Genomic DNA, 22,242 nt, shown 5'->3' with positions numbered 1-22,242 from the left:
AAACTGTGCTCGTCGAGCGTCGTTATGGCCGAGAGATTTAATCTCAAGCTCAAACCGGGTGGATTTAGACTAGATTAAGCATGTCTATGCCTGAACAACATCTCGTTTAGGATGTCGAGACCTTCAGTTTCAGGCCCAGCAGTTGGGCCACCGTGCCGGCGCGCTTGCTGGTCTGTTCGCCGAGCAACATGTCGGCATAGCCGGGCTCGGCGGTCAGGCTCAGCTGGGTCTTGTCGATGGTCAGGCGCGAGCGGCCCAGCAGAGGCGCACTGCGGCCCGACAGGTCGCAGCCCAGTCGGATCGCGGCGCCCAGGGCCCGGGCGCGTTTGAGGCGGGCAGGGGTCAGCAGGCGTTCCAGAACCTCAAGCTCCGGCGGATTGAACGCCGTCGAGTGACGGGCGTAGGCGGCGGTGGCCAGGAAAGCGCGCTCGTCATGGCCCTGGCCGGCGATCGGTGCGCGCAGGACCTGCTCGAACACCAGGTCGGCCCGATGGTCGGGGTGCAGGCGTGCGCCCAGATCGGCCAGACGGCAGGCGGCGGCGGTCAGGACCGGATCGCGCTCGCCGAACAGCGAAGGCAGGGTGGCGAAGGCTGGGGCGATCCAGGCCTCCAGGCCCGCCCCAAGGTCGTCGGCGACGCCCTGACGGGCGCCCAGCGAGGCGCAGCCTTCGATCAGCGGATCCAGGCCCCGTATGCGGGGCGGCATGGCCTCGAACAGCAGGCCCTCGCGCACGCCATAGGCCGAGATCTCGATGCGCTTGAGGGCCAGACTCTCGATCAGGCTTTCCAGCACCACGGCGGCGTAGGGCAGGGTCTCGGAGCGCTTCTTGCTCATGCCCTCGATGCGCTCGAGCGAAGCCTTTGACTGGTGCGAGACCAGCCGCGCGGCGTCCAGCGCCTCGCTGGCGGTGATCTCGTATTGGTGGACGACGTGCAGCGGATAGCCCGACAGGCGCATGTGTAGCAAAGCCAGGTTGCGCCAGGCGCCGCCCACGGCGTGGAAGCTGTCTGTCCTGAACGCGCTGGCCACGGGCGCCAGGCGCTGGGCGCACAGGCGGCGCACGTGCTCGGCGTCGAAGCCCTCCGACAGGCCTAGACTGAACGGCCCCAGGGGCAGGGTGACACCGATGCCGGCGCCGGTGCTTTCGAGGCGGATCAGCTCGAGGCTGGCGCCGCCAAGGTCGCCCACGACGCCCGTGGCGTGCGGCGCGCCGGCCAGCACGCCCAGAGCGGCGTAGCGGGCTTCTTCCTCGCCGGTCAGCACCCGCACGGTCAGGCCGGTCTCGGCCTTGACCCGGGCCATGAAGGCTGGACCGTCGGTGGCTTCGCGTGCAGCGGCGGTGGCGACCACAAAGGTCTCGGCCGGGGCCACGGCCTCCAGCACGGCGCGGAAGCGCTTGAGGGCCGCCAGGGTCTGCAGCACGCCGTCAGGCGACAGCCGGCCATTGTCGCCAAGGTCGCGGCCCAGCCCCGCCAGCACCTTCTCGTTGAACACGGTCCAGATGGCGCGGCCTTCCAGCCGGTACACCACGAGGCGCACCGAGTTGGATCCGATATCGATCACGGCCGCGTCGCGCGGCGCCGAAAAGGGCATGAGCTTGGTTTAGCCTATTCGGACGCGGGAGAAAGCGGGGCCGGACGAGAATCGTTGCGGGGCGTCAGGACGCGCCATTAATCCGGCAGGCCAGCAAGCGCCAGCCTGTTTCGGTCCTCACATAAAAGCAGGTGCCGAAAGTCTTTTGACCCCCGTTCGCACGAAGGCCGCCCTTGGTCGCCGCGTGGTCGCCGTCGAGCAGAAGCATCTCGACGCTGGGGGCGTGTTTGGGGCACGAGCCCCAGGAGCGGATCTGCCCCAGCCGCAGGCCCGGGCCGTAGATCCGCCCGCTGGCCTGCAGTTGCCGATCCACCGGCGCGAGGCCCGCCGCGTCGCCGATCCGGTCGACGCCGGGCGCGCCGGGCTGGGCCAGGATCGCGCAGATCTCGGCCTGCTCGGCGGCGCTCGGCCCGCAGCCGGCCAGCGCGAGAACCACCAGAAACGCGAGGCGCCTCAACCCCTGCCCATCAGGTGCGACGAGGACCGACGTGATCGAAAGCCATCGGCAGGTCTTTCACCTTGTGGCCGCGGCCCGACAGGCTGGGATTGGTCATGAAATAGTCGTGGGCCGAGAAGGCGCCCTTGCTCTCCCAGGCCGGATCGCGCGTGTAGCCGCCCTCGCTGTCGAGGTTCCAGCTCTGGGCCTCGTCATTGAGGTTGGCCACCATGATCTGGCTCAGCACCTGCTGATGCACGGTCGGGTTCTCGACGGGCACCAGGGTTTCCACCCGGCGGTCCAGGTTGCGCGGCATCCAGTCGGCCGAGCTGATAAAGACCCGCGTCTGGGGGCTGGGCAGGGCGGCGCCATTGGCGAAGGCGACGATGCGGGCGTGCTCCAGGAACCGTCCGACGATGCTTTTCACCCGGATATTCTCCGACAGGCCCTTCACGCCCGGCCGCAGGCAGCAGATGCCGCGCACCACCAGATTGATCATCACCCCGGCCTGGCTGGCGGCATAGAGCGCGTCGATGATCTGGGGATCGACCACCGAGTTCATCTTGGCCCAGATCCCCGCAGGCTTGCCGGCGCGAGCATTTGCGGCCTCAAGGCTGATCATCTTCAGCAGGTCGGGCTTCAGCGTCTCTGGCGAAAAGCTGAGCTTTTCCAGTCCGTGCGGCTGGGCGTAGCCGGTGATGAAGTTGAACAGCTTGCCGCCGTCGCGGCCCAGCGGGCCGTCACACGTAAACAAGGAAAGATCGGTATAAACCCGCGCGGTCTGCGGGTGATAGTTGCCGGTGCCGAAGTGGCAATAGGTGCGCAGGGCCTCGCCCTCGCGACGCACCACCACCGACAGTTTGGCGTGGGTCTTCCAGTCGACGAAGCCGAACACCACGTGGACGCCGGCGCGTTCCAGATCGCGGGCCCATTTCAGGTTGTTCTCTTCGTCAAACCGCGCCTTGATCTCGACCAGGGCGGTGACGTTCTTGCCATTCTCGGCCGCCTCGATCAGGGCCGCCACGATCGGGCTGTCCTTGCTGGTGCGATACAGGGTCTGCTTGATCGCCAGCACATTGGGATCGCGCGCCGCCTGTCGCAGGAACTGCACCACCACATCGAAGCTCTCGAACGGGTGGTGGACCAGGATGTCCTTCTCGCGGATCGCCGCGAAGCAGTCGCCGCCGTGGTCGCGCACCCGCTCGGGGAAGCGGGCGTTGTAGGGCTTGAACTTCAGGTCCGGACGGTCGGGCGGGATCAGCTCGTTCATCTGGGCCAAACCCAGCTTGCCATCCACCAGGATCACGTCCTCGGGCTCGGCGCGCAGGCCCTCCACGATGAAGTCGCGCAGGTCCTGGGGCATGGTGGTCTGGATCTTGACCCGCACCACCTGGCCCAGGCGACGCTTCTTCAGCCGCGCCTCGAACTCGCGCACCAGGTCTTCGGCCTCTTCTTCGATCTCCAGGTCACTGTCGCGGATCAGGCGGAACAGGCCGCGGCCCTCCACCTCGTAGCCGGGGAACAGGTGCCCCAAAAACAGGATGATGAAGCTCTCCAGCGCCATAATCCGTCGCTCGCGCTTCTTGCCGCGCGTGGTCACCGAGCCGATCTCCCAGAACCGCTGCACCTGGCTGGGCACCGGCACCAGAGCATACAGTTGCTTGTCGTCGGCGATCCGGCGCAGCTTCAGGGCCAGGCAGAAGCCCAGGTTCGGGATGAACGGGAACGGGTGGGCCGGGTCGATGGCCAGGGGCGTCAGCACCGGGAACATCCGGGTCAGGAACAGCTCCTCGGCCTTGACCTTGTCCTCGCCCTCCATGTCCTTGGCGTCCAGCAGCTTCAGGCCCTCGGCCCACAACTCGGCCCGCACCTCGCGCCAGATCTTCTGCTGCTCCACCATCAGGTCGAAGGCCGAGGCGTTGATCCGCGCCAGCTGCTCGCCGGGCGTCAGGCCATCCTGGCTGACCACCCGCACGCCCTCGCGCACCTGGCCCTTCAGGCCGGCCACGCGCACCATGTAGAATTCGTCGAGATTGTTGGCCGAGATCGACAGGAACCGCAGGCGCTCCAGCAGCGGATGGCGCGGATTGCTGCTCTCCTCCAGCACCCGCTCATTGAAGGCCAGCCACGACAGCTCACGATTGATGAACCGCTCGGGCGAGGCCAGCAACGCCTTGTCCAGGCGGCAGGTCGCGTCGCGCGACCCCTCGGGGGCGGCGGCTTGGTTGGCGGGCCCCTCATTGGCGGGAACGGGCAGGGTGGCGGTGTCAGTCATGGGGAGCAACCGTAGGCGAACTATGTTCTCGCATGGTGAACGCAGCGGGTGACAGGGGCAAGACAGGTGAGCGTCCTTCTCCCCTTGCGGGAGAAGGTGGGCCGCGCCAGCGGCTCGGATGAGGGGTTGAAGGCAGGACCAGCCGCGAACGGCGTCATATGTCGGCGCGACCCCTCATCCGGCGCTTCGCGCCACCTTCTCCCGCAGGGGGAGAAGGACCTCAGTCCTCGCCATCCTCCCCAAACGCCAGAACCTCCCCCGCCAGCAGCCGGGTAATCGCCCGGCCCTGGGCCGCCGCGGCCTCGTCCAGCAGGTCCACCGCCGCTATGGCCTCCAGCGACGAGCGGGGGATGCGGCGTAGCAGGTAGGGATAAACCTCCTCGGCCGGGGTCATGGCGCGCTCAGCAAAAGCCCGCCTCAGCACGGCCTCCAGCACGATGTCGTCGGGCTCGTCGATCACGGCCACGGGCAGGGCGTTGAGCCGCGAGCGAAGATCAGCCACCGCGCAGTCCCAGGCCACCGGCGCGGAGCGCCCGGTGAGCAGCAGCGTACCGCCGTCGACCCCGGCCATGTTGATCAGGTGGAACAGGGTCTCGTCGTCCAGATGCCCGCCCTGCGCCCGCCGGTCGGCGTCGTCGATCAGCACCGCGCGGCCGCGCAGGGCCGGCAGGTCGAGCGGCTTTTCAAGAGGATTGGCGGCCTCGACCACGACGGCGCCCGACTTCAGGGCCCAGTCGCGCGCCAGATGGGTCTTGCCCGCCCCGGCGGTTCCGACCACGGCGAGGCGCCCATCCACCCAGCGCGGCCAGGCGTCGAGGGCTTCCAGCGCCTGGGCATTGGTCGGCGAGGCCGCGAAGTGCTCGCGCGCGAACGACGGCGGGCTGTGCAGCGGCAGTCTGAACTGACGGGACAAGTCGGCGGCGTCCGGCGTGGTTACTGGGTTGGTGAGGATATAGGCCGGGTGGGGCGTCAGCGCGAGCGGTGCGGGTGAGGGAAGGTGGGGATTAGCGGTGGTGAGGTGTGGATGGGCTGTGTCCTCAAGTCTCTTGTGGGGGACTGAATTTCCTAGTGGGCAGTGAGGTCGTTAGTACCTCTGCGTCAGGATTGGATGGATGTGGAAGCGCGGGACGAATGGCTCAGAGCGCACGTCGTTCATGAGGTCCCAAAACATCGATCTTGCCAGGAGACGGGTAACGGCAGGCGGGTAGCGATACTCGTACCAATCGGGGATGCTTGGATGCGGCTGCTTCATGTAAGCCCATGCGAACATCGGTGCGAGGTAATCATAGATGCCCCAGCGGATATCGTTGAGGTGCGCAGCTATCTGACCAATGTGGTAGTTGAAGATATTGTCGTGGAACCAAGCATAGAAGTCCGGAAGCGCCATGTATGCCTGATCGCGGTCTATTGCCACGTCGTTGCGTTTCAGGATTTTTCGCATGATCGATACGTCCCACGAGAGCCGTGAGAAGCCGTGTTTAGCGATGTTGCCGCAGATTTTGATGTATTCGACCCGACGTAGCGTTAAATCAGTTTTCCGCTCGATAGTCGAAAGCCACACGTCTCTAACCGTGAACTCAGTGTTGAGCCAATCATTGAAGGCGGTAACAGGTCTACGCAGTAGATCGGGGTTCTCGGTGTTCATCATCGGTCTGTCCGCAATTTGCTGCAGATAACTCAAATGGGATATGAAATCATCGGAGCTGCTCTTCGTCGGCTTAATTAAGTCGAACGTCTCCGCACCTGGTTTGTCCAGAAAATCGATGAGTAGAATGTTGAACAATCGTTGGTGTACGCTATCGGTTGGGTGAACCTCCACAGCGCCCGCCTTGATAGGCGTGAACATCTCGAAGTTTACCATCTCGTAGATCAACCCCCAGGCCGCTTTGAGGACAATGATCTCCTGCTCAATGGGCTTGAACGGCTCCATCGTTGATTCAGCAATATCGTCCATTGAGCCGCCCGCCTTCGCTGCGCAAGCTTAGCGGTAACTGTTGTGTTTTCCTACGATGGCAAGGCCCACCGCACCGCCAACAACCCAAACCCCAGCAAGATCACCGGCCCGAACACCGCGAACCTCCACCGCGTGACCCGCTTGGGCAGGAATGTGTCGTAAGCGCCATCCTTAGTCGCTCCGTACTTCACGGCGATGGCGGTCAGGGGGCATTTGAGGCCGGAGGCGGTTTAGCGCTCCTTCTCCCCTTGCGGGAGAAGGTGGTCCCGGCGCAGTCCGGGGTCGGATGAGGGGTTGAAGACGAGGGCCGCCGCGACGGGCGGTCGGGCTGATGGGGCGCCGCCCGTGCGACCCCTCATCCGTCGGCCTGCGGCCGCCACCTTCTCCCGCAAGGGGAGAAGGGTTATCTCAGGGCCATGACCTCACCACCCCCCGACCTAGCCGCCTGGCGCGCTGCAATGACCAAGCCCGCGGGCCCCCTCGGCGGCCTCGCGCGCAAGGCGCAGGTCAGGATCAACCAGATCATCCCCGAGAAGATCCACGCGGCGATCACCACGGCCATGGAGGGCCTGACGCGGGGCATTCTGACCGGCGCCGACTTCGCCACCGGCTCTCCCCAGCGCGGCCTGAGCCTGGACGAGAAGCGCGCCAAGGCCGCCGCCGCCATCGACGGCTGGAAGAAGACCGCCAGCGTCGAGGGCGGCGTGGCCGGGGCCGGGGGCTTCCTGCTGGCGGCGGCCGACTTCCCGCTGCTGATGAGCTTCAAGATCAAGCTATTGTTCGAGATCGCCGCCATCTTCGGCCATGACGGGACCGACCTGGATGAGCGGCTCTATATCCTGCACATCTTCGAGCTGGCCTTCTCGGACGCCGGCCATCGGGCCCGGGTGCTGGCGGCCATGGACAACTGGGACGCCCGCCGCGCCGAGCGTCCCGATACGCTGGAGGCCTTCGACTGGCGGGCCTTCCAGCAGCAGTACCGCGACCATATCGACCTGGCGAAGCTCGCCCAGATGCTGCCCGTGATCGGCGCGCCGGTCGGGGCCATCGTCAACTGGCGGCTGGTCGAAAGCCTGGGGCAGACGGCGGTGATGGCCTACCGGATGCGGGAGGAGGGGGCGACCACGGGGCCAACTATGGGGATTGCGATCGCGCCGTCCCCGGACAGGCATGGGGATTGAGCCCTAGATCCTCCCCCCAGCGGGGGAGGTGGTCCCCATGACAATGGGGGCCGGAGGGGGAAGACCGCATTGATTCAGCAGAACTTCCCCCTCCGTCGGCTTCGCCGACACCTCCCCCGCTAGGGGGAGGATCTAGACGGGCGTCCAGCAAACTTATCCTCCGCGCTCAAACCTCCCGTATTCTCGTCCCACCTCGTCGCGAGGAAAGGGCGCCAGGCCAGCGACCGATGCGGCGGCGGGGTGTGATCGAGCGGGGCTGGGGTCGAGGGGGATACTCGACCAGTCCGGGGATCCTGGCGTTGCAGGACCCGCCCGCCGTTGGCGTGGATGAGGATAGACGGGTGTGATTTAGCCTTCAGGCTCGCCCGCCTCGACCGCCGAGCGGTTCCGGAAACGGAGCGGCTTGGCTCCCGGTAAGGCCTCAACAGGGCCACCCGACGGGACGCCGACGGATAACGATGACGCGGAGCGGACGGCTTCGTCGAAACGGTATTTGCTACTCACACATCCGGACGTGGTCCGGACGCTCCGCGACCCTTTCCATCACCCTCGCAGCGAAAGCGCGAGGGGGCGAAGTCGTGACCAAAATCCTCTCCCTAGAGCATTTTCCGATAAGTGTGAAACGGTTATCGGATCGAAAAATGCTCTAAACTTCTGATTTAGAGCCCTTTTCGCCCGACCCTGATGAAGCCATCAGGTCGGAAAGGGCTCTAGCGGGGGAGGTGTCGGCCCGAAGGGACGACGGAGGGGGGCGTGACCTCGCCGGATAGGCACGCTTCCCCCTCCGGTCCTTCGGACCGCCTCCCCCTTCAGGGGGAGGATCTCAACCGCAGAATCCTTGACATAGCCGCCCCCCCATGCGCCTTTCCGCGCCTTGCAAATCAACGCGTTCCCGCGATTTTCGAAGACTTTGTCATGACCACGATGCACGCCTACCGCACCCATACCTGCGGCGCCCTTCGCGCCTCCGACACCGGCGCCGATGTCCGGGTTTCGGGCTGGATTCACCGCAAGCGCGACCACGGCGGCCTGGTCTTCATCGACCTGCGCGACCACTATGGTCTGACCCAGCTGGTGCTGCACCCCGAGACCCCCGGCTTCGACATTGTCGAACGCCTGCGGGCCGAGAGCGTGATCAAGGTGGACGGCAAGGTGCTGGCCCGCGACGCCGCGGCCGTGAACCCCAACCTGCCGACCGGCGCCATCGAGATCCACGTCACCGCCGTTGAGGTGCTGAGCGAAGCCGCCGAACTGCCGCTGCCGGTGTTCGGCGAGCCCGACTATCCTGAGGAAATCCGCCTCAAGCACCGCTATCTGGATCTGCGCCGCGAGACCCTGCACAAGAACATCGTGCTGCGCTCGCGGGTGATCCACTCGATCCGTCACCGGATGGTCGAGCAGGGCTTCCTGGAATACCAGACCCCGATCCTGACGGCCTCCTCGCCGGAGGGCGCCCGCGACTTCCTGGTGCCGTCGCGCCTGCATCAGGGCAAGTTCTATGCGCTGCCCCAGGCCCCGCAGCAGTTCAAGCAGCTGCTGATGGTGTCGGGCTTCGACCGCTATTTCCAGATCGCCCCGTGCTTCCGCGACGAAGACCTGCGCGCCGACCGCAGCCTCGAATTCTACCAGCTCGACGTCGAGATGAGCTTCGTCACCCAGGAAGACGTGTTCGCGGCCATCGAGCCGGTGATGCACGGGGTGTTCGAGGAGTTTTCGGGCGGCAAGCCGGTTTCGCCGATTTCGGGCGCCCACACCTTCACCAACGATTTCGGTGCGACGCAGGAACACGCAGGTTTCGAGCGCCTGACCTACGCCCAGTCGATGAAGTGGTACGGCAGCGACAAGCCCGACACCCGCAACCCGATCAAGATGGCCGACGTCTCCGAGCACTTCCGTGACGGCGGCTTTGGCCTGTTCGCCAAGATCCTCGGCAGCGACCCCAAGAACAAGGTGTGGGCCATCCCCGCGCCGACGGGCGGCTCGCGGGCGTTCTGCGATCGCATGAACAGCTGGGCCCAGGGCGAAGGCCAGCCGGGTCTGGGTTATGTGTTCTGGAGCGAAGACCAGGGCGCGTGGGGCGGCCCGATCGCCAAGAACCTGGGCGAGCCGACGCAAGGCTTGATGGAATCGCTGGGCCTGGGCTCCGGCGACGCCGCCTTCTTCGTGGCCGGCGACCCGGCCGTGTTCGCCAAGTTCGCAGGCCTGGCCCGCACCCGCGTCGGCACCGAGCTGAAGCTGATCGACGAGAACCAGTTCAAGTTCTGCTGGATCGTCGACTTCCCGATGTTCGAGTGGAACGAGGACGAAAAGCGCGTCGACTTCTCGCACAACCCGTTCTCGATGCCGCAGGGCGGTCTGGAGGCCCTGGAGACCCAGGACCCGCTGACCATCCGCGCCTATCAGTACGACATCGTCTGCAACGGCTATGAGCTGTGCTCGGGCGCGATCCGGAACCACAAGCCCGAGATCATGCTCAAGGCCTTCGAAGTGGCCGGCTATGGCGCCGAGGTGGTGGAAGAGCAGTTCGGCGGCATGCTGAACGCTTTCCGCTTCGGCGCCCCGCCGCACGGCGGTCTGGCCCCCGGCATCGACCGGATCGTCATGCTGCTGGCCGAGCAGGTCGCCATCCGCGAGGTCATCGCCTTCCCGCTGAACCAGCAGGGCCAGGACCTGCTGATGAACGCTCCGGCCGAGGCCGCAGAGCGACAGTACAAAGAACTGCACATCCGCTCGGCGCCTCCGATCAAGGTCTAGGACACAGAAAAAGGCCCCGGTCTCGCGACCGGGGCCTTTGAAGTTTTCAGGGTACGCGTCGAGACTAGTATTTCGGCGGCTTGGGCGGGGCCGGCGGCGCTGGCGGGGCCTTGGGCGGCTTTGGCGGCCTGGGAACGCTGGCGTGGGCGGCGGCCCGGGCTTCGGCGGCCACGCGATGGGCCTCGGCCTGGGCGCGGTGGAAATCGATGTCCACGCGGATCTGGCGACGGTCGCCGTGGCAGGACCGAACCGTCAGGCCGCGCGGCAGGCGGGTGGAGCTGTCGCCGCAGGCCTCGTCCAGCTGGTCCTGGTCCAGGCCCCGGACGTTCGACAGGTCGACCCCGCCGAGCACGGCGCCCGACAGGTCGGCGCCGTTGAAGTCGGCGCCGTGGAAGATCGCGCCGCGCAGGGTGGCGCCGGTCAGCTCCGCATTGCGCATATTGGCCTGGTCGAACCGCGCGCCGGTCAGGTTGGCGTGATTCAGCTCGGCGTTACGGAAGTCGGCGCCCCGGGCGTTGACCGAGATCAGGTTCGAGCCGGTCAGCTCGGCGTTGGAGAAATTGGCCTTGCTCAGATTGGCCCCGACCATGTTGGCGCCGTGCAGCTCGGACGATGAGAAGTCGGCGCGGGTCAGATTGGCGTTGGCCAGATTGGCGCCGCTGCTCTCGACACCCGACAGACGGGCGTCGGTGAAATTGGCGTTGACGAAATTGGCGCCGCGCATCTCGGCGCCCCGCAGATCGGCGCGGGTCAGGTCGGCGCTGGAGAAGTTGGAGCCATAGAAGGCCGCGCCCCGCAGGTCGGCGCCGATCAGGACGGCGCGGTCGAAATTGGCGCCGGTGAACTTGGCGCCCGTCAGCTTGCGGCCCGACAGCTCGCAGTTGACGCACATGCCGCCGAACGACACCAGGCGGGCGACGTCCTTGTCCTCGGGACCGGCCTGGGCCTGTCCGGCCAGGGCCGTCAGGGCCAGCGTCAGAACCGCGAGTGAAACGCCCATGCGGGACATCGAAATCTCCTACCAGCCAATACGCGACTGCACGAGTTACGATTTGGCCCCGCGAGCCGCAGGGCGCCACTTAAATCGCGGTAATGACAGGAACTTAACGGCAACCAGGGATGGAGAGCCCGCGCGGCAAACGCGTGGAATCGTCCCCGCAAGCCCGGTTCAGCTGACCTTGCGACAGGCCGGCGGCGCGGTCCATTTCGGCCCCCGAAAAGTTCACGCCGGTCAGATTGGCTCCGGCGAAATTGGCCCCTTCGAGGAAGGCGCCAACGAAGCTGGCATTGGTCAGGTCGGCCCGCGCGAAGCTGGCGCCGCCGAACACGCCGCCATAGGCGTTGACGTCGCGCAGATCGCCGCCGGCGAAGCTGGCGCGGTTCATCACCACCGTCGACATATCCGCTTGGCGGAGGCGCGCTTTCGACAGGTTAAGGCCGCTGCGCAGGGTCAGGCTGGACAGGTCAGCCTGAAAGAGGTTGCACCCCGGGCAGCTGGCGCCGCCTCGAACGCGGGCGATCTGGCCGGCGCTCTGGGCCAGAGCCGGCGCGGCGCTCGCCAGTACGGCGAAGCTCAAGGCCAGGGCGGCGAAGCGGGCGGTCGGGGTCATTCTGAAACGCATCCTGGCGAATATCGACGCCAGCAGGGTGACACCGGAAGTTTAAGGCCAGACGAACGACGTCAGGTCGCGGGCTCGGAGCGGTGGGACTGCACGCCGCAGCTGTCACAGACGGTTATGGCTCCACGCTGGGTCAGGGCGATGTCGCCGCAGGCCGGGCAGAAGTCTGCCTGGCTGCTGGCGATCTGCACTGCGTCCTCGGTCTTGCGGCCGCCGAACGGCAGGAACACCAGATTGTCGGTCGCCGCGCCGCGCGAGAAGCCCTTGGAGATGAACTTGCTGGCGGGCAGGGGCTCGGGCTCGACGCCGGGCGCATCGGCCTTGCCGTGGCCCAAGCCATCGGCGTTGAACTCCTGCGGGTCGGCGTTGGCCAGGTCGTCGCGGCCCAGATACGAGACGCCCAGCTCGCGGAACACATAGTCGAGGATCGAGGTCGCCGACTTGATCGAGTCGTTGCCCGTCACCGGCCCGGCCGGCTCGAAACGGGTGAAGACGAAGGCGTCGACGAACTCGTCCAGCGGCACGCCGTGCTGCAGGCCAAGCGATACGGCGATAGCGAAATTGTTCATCAGACTGCGGAAGGCGGCGCCCTCCTTGTGCATGTCGATGAAGATCTCACCGACCTCGCCGTCGTCATATTCGCCCGTGTGCAGATAGACTTTGTGCCCCCCTACCGCGGCCTTCTGGATGTAGCCCTTGCGGCGGTCCGGCAGTTTGCGGCGCGAACGGTCGCGCTCAACGATCTTCTCAATCACCCGTTCGGTGATGACGGGTTCACGGATCGGCTGGCGCGGCGCCTCGGCAGGTTGCTCTGGCAGGTCCAGACGGAACCCGGCCGGCGGATCGGCGCGGTGCAGGCGCAGGGCGCGCACTCCGGCCCGGGCCGCGGCGGCTTGCAAGCGGGTTCCATCCACCGGCCGGGCATCGAACGGCAAGGGCAGAACGACGGGAACCGGCAGGCAGGTGAAGGTCTCGACCGCGGCGATCATCGCCAAGCGGTCAGCTAGGACCGGCGCCTCGACCGACAGGAACACGGTCCGAACCTCGGCGCTCAGGGCCCCGCAATCAGAGAGCAGGCCCGTTCCCAAAGCATGCTGCTCTGCCGCTAGGATCTCGGAGGGGGAGAAGCCGGCGAAGGCCAAGGTGTCGAAATCGGGTTGGGACAAAGCCTTGGACGGCGCGCCGAGCACGTCGCTGAGGAACCCGGCGCCGACAACAGCCGGGGCGAAAGCCTGGCGCAGACTTTTGGCCGAGCGCAGCACGTCCTCCACCTGTTCGATCTCGTGAGCGGTAAAGCCTCGGGCATGCAGGACGGCGTGGTCGATAGCGGGTGCGTCGGTCAGCGAGCCGTGGCCGAGCGCGTGGCGACGGGCGGCGTCGATCTCGCACTTTGCGCTCGACAGGCAACTGAACGCTGCGGCGCTGAACGAAGGCACCAACAGACCGTCGGCCGTCTGGACCGTCGAAACCGGGGAAGCGGCGCCGGCCCAGCCCATCGGCCGTCCGCCGAGCCGAAGGGCGGCTTCCGGGTCGTCGAAGGCGGCGACCAAGGCGCTGGATCGCAGGCCGTGCTTCTTGGCCAAGCCGTGAGCCATGGCCAAGGCCGTGGCGGCCTCGGAGGCCAAGGGGGATCGCAAGGCGGCGGCGCGCACGCGACGTTCGGCCAGGCTACGCAGCACCGTTTGACGGTCCTGGGTAAAAACGGCCCCCGCGCCCAAGGTGGCCGCGGCCTCGGCGCTGGCGGCCAGCGCCGAGCCGACGGTGAGGGCCCATAGCGCCGAGGCGCCGTCGCGCCCGTCGCTGCTGGTGAGCGACAGGCCTTGGGCGAGCAGCCAGTCGCCCACGCCGGCCAGACCGATAGTGGCGGGCTGGTCGCCGCGCTCGATGTCAAGGGCAGTCGCCCAGATATGTACAGCGTAGGTGAAACCCTGAACGTCGAAGGCGTCTTCGGACTGGAAAGCGGAAGCGTCGATAGCCGCGCCCACTGCCCCGCCCCGGGAAAGCGCTTCGGCGTCCTCAGGCGATAGTGTGACGGTTAGAGCGCTGGTCTCCCAGCCGACCTGAGCCGCGAAACTGGCGTTGTCGTCGCCGGCCGACACGGTCGCTCGCGAGCCCGAGGCGACCATGGCGGTGGCCGGGGTGGCGATGCTGTCGATCAGCGGGGTGCGAGGCGCACCGGCCAGAGCGATAGCGTCCGAGATCATCCGATCGTCAGCGCCCAGATCGCGAGCACGACGGGCGGCCCGGGCCAAGGCGCTGTTCTTGCGGGGATCGGCGCAGGCCTTGGCGTCGCCATGGCAACGTTGGACAGCGTCTGAAACCTGAGCCAGAGCGGCGTCCAGGCGAGAGGCGGCCTTGCTGGCTAGCGCATGGCTGCGCCGACGGCCCAATTGACCCTTGACGACTTGGCGGAATTCAATCTCGGCGATGTCGGGCAGATGATCCAGCGCTGGCCGCGATCCCGTCGGCGTAGCGACGCCGGTCAACATTGTCGCGAGTAGCGCGTCGCGGAAAGCGCCCGCATCAGTGGCATCGGCGAACAGACCCTTGGCCAGTCCGGCCTTGGCCAAGCGATCAGCATAGCGAGCGGGACCGCCGCCAAGCAACGATTCGGGGTCGAGTGACTCGCCGGCCCAGTCCAGCCAGGACTCGACGCGCGCATCCGTCCAGGTCGGCGGGGCCAGGACCTCGACGACGGCGTTGCTGCGCTCGAGTTCGCGTCGTTCCGCCCCGGGGGGCTGATCGACATATCCGGACTGACTGCGCATGGGCGATTCCGCGGCTAAGCGCCAAGAGACGACTAATCTAGATCGCCCCCAACCGCCCTTCAATAGATGTTGGGGCCTCGGGCCATATGGTCCACAAGATGTTGAATTCCGATCGCCGGGCAGATGCTGGACGCTAAGGACCGGCCGCCCTATAGTCCGGCTGCTTCGTCGCGCTCTTCGCGACCGGGAAGTGCTTGCAAATTCGGGTGCAAACGTAGTGCTGAAAGCGATCTTCACGTGGTGGAACGGCGCGACCTTGGGTCAGCGGTTCCACATCGGCCGTCGCGGCGTATTCGTGGGCCAGGACGATTTCGGCAATCGCTATTTCGAAGCTCGCGACGCCAGCGATAGCTACGACGCCCACAAGCGCCGCTGGGTGATCTATGACGGCTATGCCGAGGCCTCGAAGGTTCCAGCCGAGTGGAGCGGCTGGCTGCACTATACGTTCGACGAGCCGCCGACCACCAACCCGCTGCCGCGTCGCAGCTGGGAAAAGGACCACATCCCCAACCTGACCGGTACGGTTCACGCCTGGCGTCCGAAAGGCTCTCTGGCTCGAGGCGGTGAACGCGCTGTCGCGACCAGCGATTACCAGCCCTGGAAGCCGGAATAGGCCTGATGCGTTGCCGAGTGATCACCACCGTGTCGGTGCTGGCCATCGGTCTGACGATGGTTGGCGTTGCGTCCGCGCGGCAATCTACAGCCCCGGTCGCTCCGCAGCCGCCAACGGCCCCGGTTGCGCCGGCGCCCGAAACACAGCAGCCTCGCACTACGACACCTACGCCTCAGCCCCGCGTTGCGACACCGGTTCCAGAACCTGCGCCAGCGGTTGAGAAACCTGTGGCCAAGCCGGCGCCGGCCAAGGCTACGACACCTGCAAAGCCGGCAGAACCGGCCAAGCGCGGCCGTTCCTCCGTAGCCATCATCCAGGCGCTCGACAAGGTGACTACCGAGACGATGCGCTTCGAGGCGCCGGTTGGTCAGCCCATCCGTTACAAAACCCTGATCTTCACCGTGAGGGCCTGCGAAACCTCAGCGGTAGATGAGGTCGCGCCCGAGTCCACGGCGTATCTCGTGGTCGATACCCAGCCCAAGGCCGTAGCCGGCCGCGTCGCGCCTCCGGGACGTCAGGTCTACAAGGGCTGGATGTACGCCAATTCGCCGGGCATGAACCCGCTACAGCACCCGGTCTATGACGCTTGGTTGATCGCCTGCAAGACGTCCGCTCCGGTGGCTCCGGCTGAGAAGCGATAGAAATCGGCTTGAGCCGGCCAAGCCTTGACCAGCCGGCGCCGGTAGTCGGAGCGCGTTATTTCGACAGCCCCGAATTGCAGCAGATGATCGGTGATGAACTGGGTGTCGAGTAGTCGGTAGTCGCCGAACCTTAGCCGTCCGACCAGATGGGCCAACGCGACCTTGCTTGCGTCGCGTTCGGTGGAGAACATGCTTTCGCCGAAGAACGCCGCGCCCAGGGAGACGCCGTAGAGGCCGCCAACCATTTGACCATCGCGCCAGCATTCGACCGAGTGGGCTAGTCCCCGCGCGAAGAGTTCGCCGTACAGTTGCTGGATCGGCGCGTTGATCCAGGTTTCCAGACGGCCGGGCCGTGAGGTCGCGCAAGCCTCGACCACGGCGTCAAAGGCGCTGTCTATGCGAACCTGGAAGATGTCGGAACGAACGGTGCGAGACAGTCGGCGGGAGATGTGGACGCTTTCCAGCGGCAACACCCCCCGTCGTTCGGGATCGATCAGGAAGACGCTCTCATCGTGGCGCGCATCGGCCATCGGGAAGACCCCGCGCTGATAGCAGGCGATCAAATCGTCAACCGTGAAGGCGTCCATCCGCGCCTCCGCCCAGCTTAGCCCTGCGCCTTGATCCAGCGTTCCAGCCAGTGGATGTCGTAGTCGCCGGCCAGGATGTCGGGCTGGACCAGCAGGTCTTGGAACAGCGGGATCGTGGTCTCGATACCGCCGACAACCATCTCGCCCAGGCAGCGCTTCAGGCGCGCGATGCACTCCTGGCGGTCGCGACCGTGGACGATCAGCTTGCCGATCAGGCTGTCGTAATAGGGCGGGATCGCGTAGCCGGTGTAGATCGCCGAATCCAGGCGAACGCCCAGGCCGCCGGGAGCGTGGAAGTCGGTGATCGTGCCGGGTGAGGGCGTGAAGGTCCGCGCGTTCTCGGCGTTGATCCGACATTCGATCGCGTGGCCTTCGAAAACCACCTCGGCTTGCGTGAACGACAGGGGCAGGCCGGCGGCGATGCGGATCTGCTCGCGCACCAGATCGATGCCGGTGATAGCCTCGGTGACCGGATGTTCGACCTGCAGCCGGGTGTTCATCTCGATGAAGAAGAACTCGCCGTTCTCCCACAGGAACTCGATGGTGCCGACGCCGAGATAGCCGATGGCCTTGACGGCATCGACGACGATCCTGCCGATCTTGGCGCGATCAGCGGCGCCGAGGGCGGGCGAGGGGGCCTCTTCCAGCACCTTCTGGTGTCGACGCTGCAGCGAGCAGTCGCGCTCGCCCAGATGCACCACGTTGCCGTGGCTGTCGGCGATGACCTGGATTTCGATATGGCGCGGCTTCTGGAGGTAGCGCTCCATATAGACCGTGTCGTCGCCGAAAGCCGCGCGGGCTTCCGAGCGCGCCGTCGAGACGGCCTCGGCCAGATCCTCGCGCGTCTGGGCCACCTTCATGCCGCGACCGCCGCCGCCGGACGCGGCCTTGATCAGCACGGGGAAGCCGATGACGTCGGCGGCCGCGAAGGCTTCTTCTTCGGTGGCCAGTCCGCCATCCGAACCGGGAACCACCGGAATGCCGGCTTCCTTGACGGCCTGCTTGGCGGTGATCTTGTCGCCCATCAGGCGGATATGTTCGGGCTTGGGACCGATGAAGGTGAAGCCGTGGGCGTTTACGATCTCGGCGAAGCGGGCGTTTTCCGAAAGGAAGCCGTAGCCGGGGTGAACCGCCTGGGCGCCGGTGATCTCGCAGGCCGCGATGATCGACGGGATGTTCAGGTAGCTCTTGGCGGCGGGGGCGGGGCCGATGCAGACGCTTTCGTCGGCCAGTCGGACCCACATGGAGTTGGAGTCGGCCTCGGAATGGACCGCAACGGTGGCGATGCCCATTTCCTTGCAGGCCCGGTGAACCCGCAGCGCGATCTCGCCCCGGTTCGCGATCAGGATCTTGTCAAACATGATCATTACTCGATGACGACGAGCGGCTCGCCGAACTCGACGGGCTGGGCGTCACCGACGAGAATTTCAACGACCTTACCGGCCTTGGTGGCCGCGATCGGGTTCATGGTCTTCATGGCTTCGACGATCAGCAGGGTCTGACCCGCAGCCACTGTGTCGCCGACCTTCACGAAGTTGTCGGCGCCGGGCTGGGGCGACATGTAGACGGTGCCGACCATCGGCGACTTGACGATGTCGCCAGCGGCGCGCGCGGCCGGAGCGGCGGCGGCTTCGACGACCGGAGGGGCAGCGGGAGCGGGCTCTTGTGGCGCGTAGGCCTGCGGGGCCTGAACATAGGTGGTGGCGGCAGCGGTCAGGGTCAGTTCGCGGGCGACGCGGATCTTCAGGCCTGCGTGTTCGACCTCGATTTCACTCAGGCCGGTGTCCTTCAGGATGTCCGCGAGTTTGCGGACCAGGCGGGCGTCGATCGACGGGGTCTCGACCGGATCGGCGGAAGCCTTGGGATTGGACATTGAAGCTACCTTGTTCTCTTGGCTCGCGGCGTTGAAACGCCAGCGGGCTGGACCTAGTTCGCGCCGATCAGGCCGATAGCGGCCTCGATCGCCAGTTCATAACTCGCCGCGCCGAAGCCGGAGACGATCCCCGTGGCCGCCAGCGAGACGTAGGTGTGGCGGCGGAATTCCTCCCGCGCAGCCGGGTTGGACAGGTGGCACTCGATCACTGGAATGCTCAGGGTCTTGAGCGCGTCCAGCAGGGCGATCGAGGTGTGGCCGTAGCCGGCCGGGTTGATGATCAGAGCGGAAGCAGACACACGCGCCTCCTGCACCCAATCGATCAGCTCGCCTTCATGGTTGGACTGCCGGAAGACCACGGAGTGGCCATGCAAAGCCGCACGCGCATCGCAGCGCGCCCGGACATCGTCCAGCGTGTCCTTGCCATAGATCTCGGGCTCACGCGTTCCCAACAGGTTGAGATTGGGGCCGCTCAGCACATGGATCGGGTTTACCATTCGGCTCCGCCGTCGATTCCGAAAGTCTTGTATAGCCGGTTCCGCCGGGTCACAAGCAGCGCTCGCTCAGGAGGTGAGATGAGGCTTTTATTGAATGGCGATGAGCGGGAGATCGCCGATGTCTCCAGCGTCGCCGATCTGGTGTCCGCGCTGGGCCTCGACTCGCGCAAGGTAGCCGTCGAACGCAATCTGGAGATCGTGCCGCGCTCGACCTATGCCGATACGGTTCTGGTCGACGGCGACCGCATCGAGATCGTGACATTTATCGGTGGCGGCTAGTCTCGTTGCCTGGAGCGCGAGACATCGCCCAGTCGCGAAGGGCGTATTGAGGCTCTTACGGGTTTGAAACTGCGCCGGACGGGGCGTAAACCAACCTTATGAACGCGCACGTTTCCCCCGACCCCGCCCTGACGTCCGACGATAGCTGGACCGTCGCGGGCCGCACCTTCCGCTCGCGGCTGATCGTCGGCACGGGCAAATACAAGGACTACGCGACCAACGCCGCCGCCGCGGAAGCCGCCGGGGCCGAGATCGTCACCGTGGCCGTGCGCCGCGTGAACCTGACCGATCCGACACAGCCGCTGCTGGTCGATTATATCAAGCAGGACCGCTTTACCTATCTGCCCAACACGGCGGGCTGCTTTACCGGTGAGGACGCCGTGCGGACCCTCCGCCTGGCCCGTGAGGCCGGCGGCTGGGACCTGGTGAAGCTGGAAGTGCTGTCCGACCCCAAGACCCTCTATCCCGATATGGAAGAGACCCTGCGCTCGCTGAAGCTGCTGGTGACCGAGGGCTTCCAGGTGATGGTCTATTGCTCGGACGATCCGGTCTATTGTCGCAAGCTGGAAGAAGCCGGCGCCGTGGCGATCATGCCGCTGGGCGCGCCGATCGGCTCGGGCCTCGGCATCCAGAACCGTGTGAATCTGCGGATCATCATCGAGAACGCCAAGGTGCCGGTCCTGGTCGACGCTGGCGTCGGCACGGCATCGGACGCCGCGATCGGCATGGAATTGGGTTGCGACGCCATCCTGATGAACACTGCCATCGCCGAGGCCAAGGATCCGATCCGCATGGCCCGGGCAATGAAACATGCGGTCATCGCGGGCCGGGAGGCCTATCTCGCCGGTCGAATGCCCAAGCGGATGTACGCCGATCCCAGCTCGCCACTGGCGGGGCTGATCTAGCTTTTCTTGAGCGCCGCCGCCCTGGTGTTGGCGATGGCCAGCTTCAGAGCCTGCATATCGGCGCCGGGAATCATGGTGTCGCCGACGATGAAGGCTGGCGTGCCCTCGATGGACAACGACTGCGCAAGGTCATGGGTGTCGGCCAGATGCTGCGTGACGGCGGCTGACGCCCCGACGGCGCGAGCCTTTGCCACGTCGACGCCAAGCCCTGCGGCTATGCGATACGCCCCGGCTTCGTCCAGGCTCTTCTCAGCCATGAGCGCCTGGTGCAGTTGCAGCGTCTTGCCCTGTTCCCTGGAGCCCAACATCAGTCGCGCTGCGGCTTCGGAATCGCGGCCGAAGATCACGAACTCCTTGAACACGAAGCGCACGTCCGGGTTCTCGGCGATCAGCTTGAGCAACTCGGGCGTGGCGACGCGGCAATAGCCGCATTTGTAGTCGAAGAACTCGGTGACGGTGACCGAGCCGTTGGGATTGGCGACGAAGTCGCGCGGATCCCGCTCGATGGCCTGGCGGTATTGGCCGATGACCTTGCGCCCGGTCTCCGCCGTTTTGGCCGCCTGCTTCTGCTCGAGCTTGGCGCTGACTTCCAGCAGCACCTCGGGGTGCTCCAGCAGATAGGCGCGGACCTTTTCGCCAAATTCCTTATCAGGCTTGGCAGGCGAGCAGGCGCCCAAGAGGATACCCGACAGGGCGAGCGAAACGGCGAGAGCGCCAGCGCGGCGGTGCAGAGTCATGACTGTCTCGAAATCGGGGTGCTGAATCAGCGACGGAAGACGGACTGGGTCGCGCCCTCCTTGGCCAAATCTTTGAGGTCCTGGTTGCTGGGACGCGAGGCCAGGACGATGTCGGTGGCGCGCCGCCATTCAGGCGTGTCCTTGGTCAGAAGCTCACGAGCGCGCATGGCGAAGACCCGCGCTTCCTGGGCCGCGCCCATGGAGAAATACTGCTCGGCCGTAGCCAGACGGGCGTCGCCATCCTTGCCCTGCTGGTCATAAGCCTGGGCGAGCAAGCGCCAGGTAACGGCGTTGTCGGTATCGTTCAACAGCGCGCGCTTCAGTTCGCGCACGCCTTCCTCGACCTTGGCGGGCTCTTTCTGGCCAATCAAGGTCTGGCCCAGATTGATCCGCAGCAACGGAGCGTCGGGCTTGAGCGCCACCGAGCGACGCTGAGGTTCCTCGGCCAGATGAACGCGGTTGAACTCAAACAGAATCTGGCCCTTCAACTCCCACAGGTATGGATTGTCCGGCTGTTCAGTCAGAAGGGCGTCGATCTGGCTGAGGGCCCGATCTGGTTCCTTCATCTGGTAGTAGGCGATGGCGCGGGCGTAACGGGCCGGATAGCTGCGATCGTTTTCCTTGTATTTGATGAGAGCCGACTGAGGGTTCATGAAACCCTCCAGCTTGGCTTTCATGATTTCGTGCTGGGCCAGGTCGTCTGGGCTATCAACCTGCTCATAGTTGGGGAGTCGCTCCACCCGGCTACGTAAAGTCTCGATCCGCTCCGATGAAAGCGGATGGCTGCGGAAATAAGCGAAGCGCCGCGATTGATCGAAGACCTCCTGGTAACGGAAGTTATCGAAAAACTCAACCAGACCTCGGCCTGACTGGCCTGTCGCTTCCAGCAGGGTGGCGCCTGCCTGGTCGGCGCGGCCTTCCTGTTCGCGGCTGTAGCCCAATGCGCCAAGTTGGCCGAAATAGCTGGCGTTGCCCAGCAATACCGCGCCCGCGTCTGGCGCGCCGGCCAAGGCAGCCAGGACGCCCAGGCCCATGGTCAGGATCATGGGCTTCAGGCCAGCCCTCATCATGTCGCCGGAACGAAACGAGTGGCCAGCCTGCAGGTGGCCGACTTCGTGGGCGATGACGCCGCGCAGTTGGTTCGGGTTTTCGGACTGACGGATCAGGCCGGTATAGATGCCCATGGTGCCGGGCGCGGCGAAGGCCTGCAGATCTTTGCTGCCGACCAGAAGGATACGCACGGATTTTGGATCGAGACCGGCGGCCTGAAAAATCGGCGTGGAGTCCTTGAGGAGGATTTCCTCGATCTCGGTGTCGCGAATGAGCGACGCGCCCTCCTGGGCGGCAGCAGGGATCAATGTTGAAAGGCTGAGCGCCGCGACCACGGTCACGGAGCAGAAGGCGCGAAACCTTTTTTCAGCCCACCGCGTGCGGGAGGTCATCGAACGTCTCCAGTCCCGCCCCCGCAGTCCAGGCAAGTGTAGCGTGGAACCTGGCGGCGTGTGAACCACCGCCGTCATCGGGCTCCA

The 22,242-nt window shown here is 65.7% G+C and carries 20 protein-coding genes and 1 pseudogene; 6 read left to right on the top strand and 15 right to left on the bottom strand.

Going from position 1 to position 22,242, the window contains the following annotated elements; genetic code table 11:
* Nucleotides 1–106 precede the first annotated feature (106 nt).
* The 6 genes and pseudogenes from ACP69S_RS11585 to ACP69S_RS11560 all read right to left on the bottom strand — a co-directional run bounded on the left by ACP69S_RS11585 (nt 107) and on the right by ACP69S_RS11560 (nt 6,666).
* Entirely contained in the window at nt 107–1,594 is a 1,488-nt protein-coding gene (locus ACP69S_RS11585; RefSeq protein WP_425997326.1) for a Ppx/GppA family phosphatase, read from the bottom strand.
* Between the two features lie 64 nt (nt 1,595–1,658).
* Entirely contained in the window at nt 1,659–2,051 is a 393-nt protein-coding gene (locus ACP69S_RS11580; protein ID WP_425997324.1) for a hypothetical protein, read from the bottom strand.
* Nucleotides 2,052–2,061: 10 nt separating this feature from the next.
* A complete protein-coding gene (locus tag ACP69S_RS11575) occupies nt 2,062–4,305 on the bottom strand; it encodes an RNA degradosome polyphosphate kinase (RefSeq protein ID WP_425997322.1) in 2,244 nt (747 codons plus the stop codon).
* 220 nt (nt 4,306–4,525) lie between these two features.
* Nucleotides 4,526–5,218, bottom strand: a complete 693-nt coding sequence (locus ACP69S_RS11570) for a chromosomal replication initiator DnaA (protein WP_425997321.1) — start codon at nt 5,216–5,218, stop codon at nt 4,526–4,528.
* A gap of 171 nt (nt 5,219–5,389) precedes the next feature.
* Nucleotides 5,390–6,259: a hypothetical protein gene (locus tag ACP69S_RS11565; RefSeq protein ID WP_425997319.1), complete on the bottom strand. Its 870-nt coding sequence runs from the start codon at nt 6,257–6,259 to the stop codon at nt 5,390–5,392.
* A gap of 171 nt (nt 6,260–6,430) precedes the next feature.
* Nucleotides 6,431–6,666, bottom strand: a pseudogene (locus tag ACP69S_RS11560) (hypothetical protein).
* A gap of 9 nt (nt 6,667–6,675) precedes the next feature.
* On the opposite strand from ACP69S_RS11560, the gene ACP69S_RS11555 reads away from it, so the two are divergent.
* Complete coding sequence (locus ACP69S_RS11555; RefSeq protein WP_425997317.1) at nt 6,676–7,440, top strand: EcsC family protein; 765 nt, start codon at nt 6,676–6,678, stop codon at nt 7,438–7,440.
* Nucleotides 7,441–8,355: 915 nt separating this feature from the next.
* Complete coding sequence (aspS, locus tag ACP69S_RS11550) at nt 8,356–10,194, top strand: aspartate--tRNA ligase (RefSeq protein ID WP_425997315.1); 1,839 nt, start codon at nt 8,356–8,358, stop codon at nt 10,192–10,194.
* A gap of 64 nt (nt 10,195–10,258) precedes the next feature.
* On the opposite strand, the gene ACP69S_RS11545 is transcribed toward aspS, so the two are convergent.
* The 3 genes from ACP69S_RS11545 to ACP69S_RS11535 form a co-directional block, all read right to left on the bottom strand.
* Nucleotides 10,259–11,203 (bottom strand): pentapeptide repeat-containing protein, encoded by a 945-nt coding sequence (locus ACP69S_RS11545; RefSeq protein WP_425997313.1) that lies wholly within the window; start codon nt 11,201–11,203, stop codon nt 10,259–10,261.
* Nucleotides 11,204–11,297: 94 nt separating this feature from the next.
* Entirely contained in the window at nt 11,298–11,804 is a 507-nt protein-coding gene (locus ACP69S_RS11540) for a pentapeptide repeat-containing protein (RefSeq protein WP_425997311.1), read from the bottom strand.
* 71 nt (nt 11,805–11,875) lie between these two features.
* Nucleotides 11,876–14,581, bottom strand: a complete 2,706-nt coding sequence (locus ACP69S_RS11535; RefSeq protein WP_425997309.1) for a ribonucleotide reductase — start codon at nt 14,579–14,581, stop codon at nt 11,876–11,878.
* 217 nt (nt 14,582–14,798) lie between these two features.
* Between ACP69S_RS11535 and ACP69S_RS11530 the strand changes: the two genes are divergently transcribed.
* Together ACP69S_RS11530 and ACP69S_RS11525 are read left to right on the top strand one after the other, a co-directional pair.
* On the top strand, nt 14,799–15,194 hold the full coding sequence (locus ACP69S_RS11530; RefSeq protein ID WP_425997308.1) for an NADH:ubiquinone oxidoreductase subunit NDUFA12: 396 nt from the start codon (nt 14,799–14,801) through the stop codon (nt 15,192–15,194).
* Between the two features lie 5 nt (nt 15,195–15,199).
* Nucleotides 15,200–15,835 carry a DUF2155 domain-containing protein gene (locus ACP69S_RS11525; protein WP_425997306.1) on the top strand — a complete coding sequence of 212 codons (636 nt, stop codon included), beginning with the start codon at nt 15,200–15,202 and terminating at the stop codon, nt 15,833–15,835.
* Here the strand turns inward: ACP69S_RS11525 and aat are convergent.
* The 4 genes from aat to ACP69S_RS11505 are packed head-to-tail and all read right to left on the bottom strand — an operon-like array spanning nt 15,772 to nt 18,792.
* Nucleotides 15,772–16,422 (bottom strand): leucyl/phenylalanyl-tRNA--protein transferase, encoded by a 651-nt coding sequence (aat, locus tag ACP69S_RS11520; protein ID WP_425997304.1) that lies wholly within the window; start codon nt 16,420–16,422, stop codon nt 15,772–15,774. The two genes, ACP69S_RS11525 and aat, sit on opposite strands and share 64 nt — an antisense overlap.
* Nucleotides 16,423–16,439: 17 nt before the next feature.
* A complete protein-coding gene (accC, locus tag ACP69S_RS11515; protein ID WP_425997302.1) occupies nt 16,440–17,783 on the bottom strand; it encodes an acetyl-CoA carboxylase biotin carboxylase subunit in 1,344 nt (447 codons plus the stop codon).
* Between the two features lie 5 nt (nt 17,784–17,788).
* Nucleotides 17,789–18,295, bottom strand: coding sequence for an acetyl-CoA carboxylase biotin carboxyl carrier protein (accB, locus tag ACP69S_RS11510; protein ID WP_425997300.1), 507 nt, complete (start codon nt 18,293–18,295; stop codon nt 17,789–17,791).
* A gap of 53 nt (nt 18,296–18,348) precedes the next feature.
* Entirely contained in the window at nt 18,349–18,792 is a 444-nt protein-coding gene (locus ACP69S_RS11505; protein ID WP_425997298.1) for a type II 3-dehydroquinate dehydratase, read from the bottom strand.
* Nucleotides 18,793–18,870: 78 nt separating this feature from the next.
* On the opposite strand from ACP69S_RS11505, the gene thiS reads away from it, so the two are divergent.
* A complete protein-coding gene (gene thiS / locus ACP69S_RS11500) occupies nt 18,871–19,071 on the top strand; it encodes a sulfur carrier protein ThiS (protein ID WP_425997296.1) in 201 nt (66 codons plus the stop codon).
* A gap of 98 nt (nt 19,072–19,169) precedes the next feature.
* Nucleotides 19,170–19,976 carry a thiazole synthase gene (locus ACP69S_RS11495; RefSeq protein WP_425997294.1) on the top strand — a complete coding sequence of 269 codons (807 nt, stop codon included), beginning with the start codon at nt 19,170–19,172 and terminating at the stop codon, nt 19,974–19,976.
* Here ACP69S_RS11495 and ACP69S_RS11490 read toward each other — a convergent pair.
* Nucleotides 19,973–20,713 (bottom strand): DsbA family protein, encoded by a 741-nt coding sequence (locus ACP69S_RS11490; RefSeq protein WP_425997292.1) that lies wholly within the window; start codon nt 20,711–20,713, stop codon nt 19,973–19,975. The two genes, ACP69S_RS11495 and ACP69S_RS11490, sit on opposite strands and share 4 nt — an antisense overlap.
* Nucleotides 20,714–20,739: 26 nt before the next feature.
* Nucleotides 20,740–22,155 (bottom strand): M48 family metalloprotease, encoded by a 1,416-nt coding sequence (locus ACP69S_RS11485; RefSeq protein ID WP_425997290.1) that lies wholly within the window; start codon nt 22,153–22,155, stop codon nt 20,740–20,742.
* Between the last annotated feature and the right edge of the window lie 87 nt (nt 22,156–22,242).

Source organism: Caulobacter sp. DWR1-3-2b1, from assembly GCF_049895765.1.
GTDB lineage: Bacteria > Pseudomonadota > Alphaproteobacteria > Caulobacterales > Caulobacteraceae > Caulobacter.
Note: the sequence above shows the minus strand (reverse complement) of the source record. Positions and strands in the feature narration are given on the sequence as shown.

Bases quoted from the DNA above. Each gene is read 5' to 3' on its own strand.
- ACP69S_RS11585 (WP_425997326.1), bottom strand. From the start codon at position 1,594: ATGCCCTTTTCGGCGCCGCGCGACGCGGCCGTGATCGATATCGGATCC.
- ACP69S_RS11575 (WP_425997322.1), bottom strand. From the start codon at position 4,305: ATGACTGACACCGCCACCCTGCCCGTTCCCGCCAATGAGGGGCCCGCC.
- ACP69S_RS11565 (WP_425997319.1), bottom strand. From the start codon at position 6,259: ATGGACGATATTGCTGAATCAACGATGGAGCCGTTCAAGCCCATTGAG.
- ACP69S_RS11555 (WP_425997317.1), top strand. From the start codon at position 6,676: ATGACCTCACCACCCCCCGACCTAGCCGCCTGGCGCGCTGCAATGACC.
- aspS (WP_425997315.1), top strand. From the start codon at position 8,356: ATGACCACGATGCACGCCTACCGCACCCATACCTGCGGCGCCCTTCGC.
- ACP69S_RS11545 (WP_425997313.1), bottom strand. From the start codon at position 11,203: ATGTCCCGCATGGGCGTTTCACTCGCGGTTCTGACGCTGGCCCTGACG.
- ACP69S_RS11540 (WP_425997311.1), bottom strand. From the start codon at position 11,804: ATGACCCCGACCGCCCGCTTCGCCGCCCTGGCCTTGAGCTTCGCCGTA.
- ACP69S_RS11535 (WP_425997309.1), bottom strand. From the start codon at position 14,581: ATGCGCAGTCAGTCCGGATATGTCGATCAGCCCCCCGGGGCGGAACGA.
- ACP69S_RS11525 (WP_425997306.1), top strand. From the start codon at position 15,200: ATGCGTTGCCGAGTGATCACCACCGTGTCGGTGCTGGCCATCGGTCTG.
- aat (WP_425997304.1), bottom strand. From the start codon at position 16,422: ATGGACGCCTTCACGGTTGACGATTTGATCGCCTGCTATCAGCGCGGG.
- accC (WP_425997302.1), bottom strand. From the start codon at position 17,783: ATGTTTGACAAGATCCTGATCGCGAACCGGGGCGAGATCGCGCTGCGG.
- accB (WP_425997300.1), bottom strand. From the start codon at position 18,295: ATGTCCAATCCCAAGGCTTCCGCCGATCCGGTCGAGACCCCGTCGATC.
- ACP69S_RS11505 (WP_425997298.1), bottom strand. From the start codon at position 18,792: ATGGTAAACCCGATCCATGTGCTGAGCGGCCCCAATCTCAACCTGTTG.
- thiS (WP_425997296.1), top strand. From the start codon at position 18,871: ATGAGGCTTTTATTGAATGGCGATGAGCGGGAGATCGCCGATGTCTCC.
- ACP69S_RS11495 (WP_425997294.1), top strand. From the start codon at position 19,170: ATGAACGCGCACGTTTCCCCCGACCCCGCCCTGACGTCCGACGATAGC.
- ACP69S_RS11490 (WP_425997292.1), bottom strand. From the start codon at position 20,713: ATGACTCTGCACCGCCGCGCTGGCGCTCTCGCCGTTTCGCTCGCCCTG.
- ACP69S_RS11485 (WP_425997290.1), bottom strand. From the start codon at position 22,155: ATGACCTCCCGCACGCGGTGGGCTGAAAAAAGGTTTCGCGCCTTCTGC.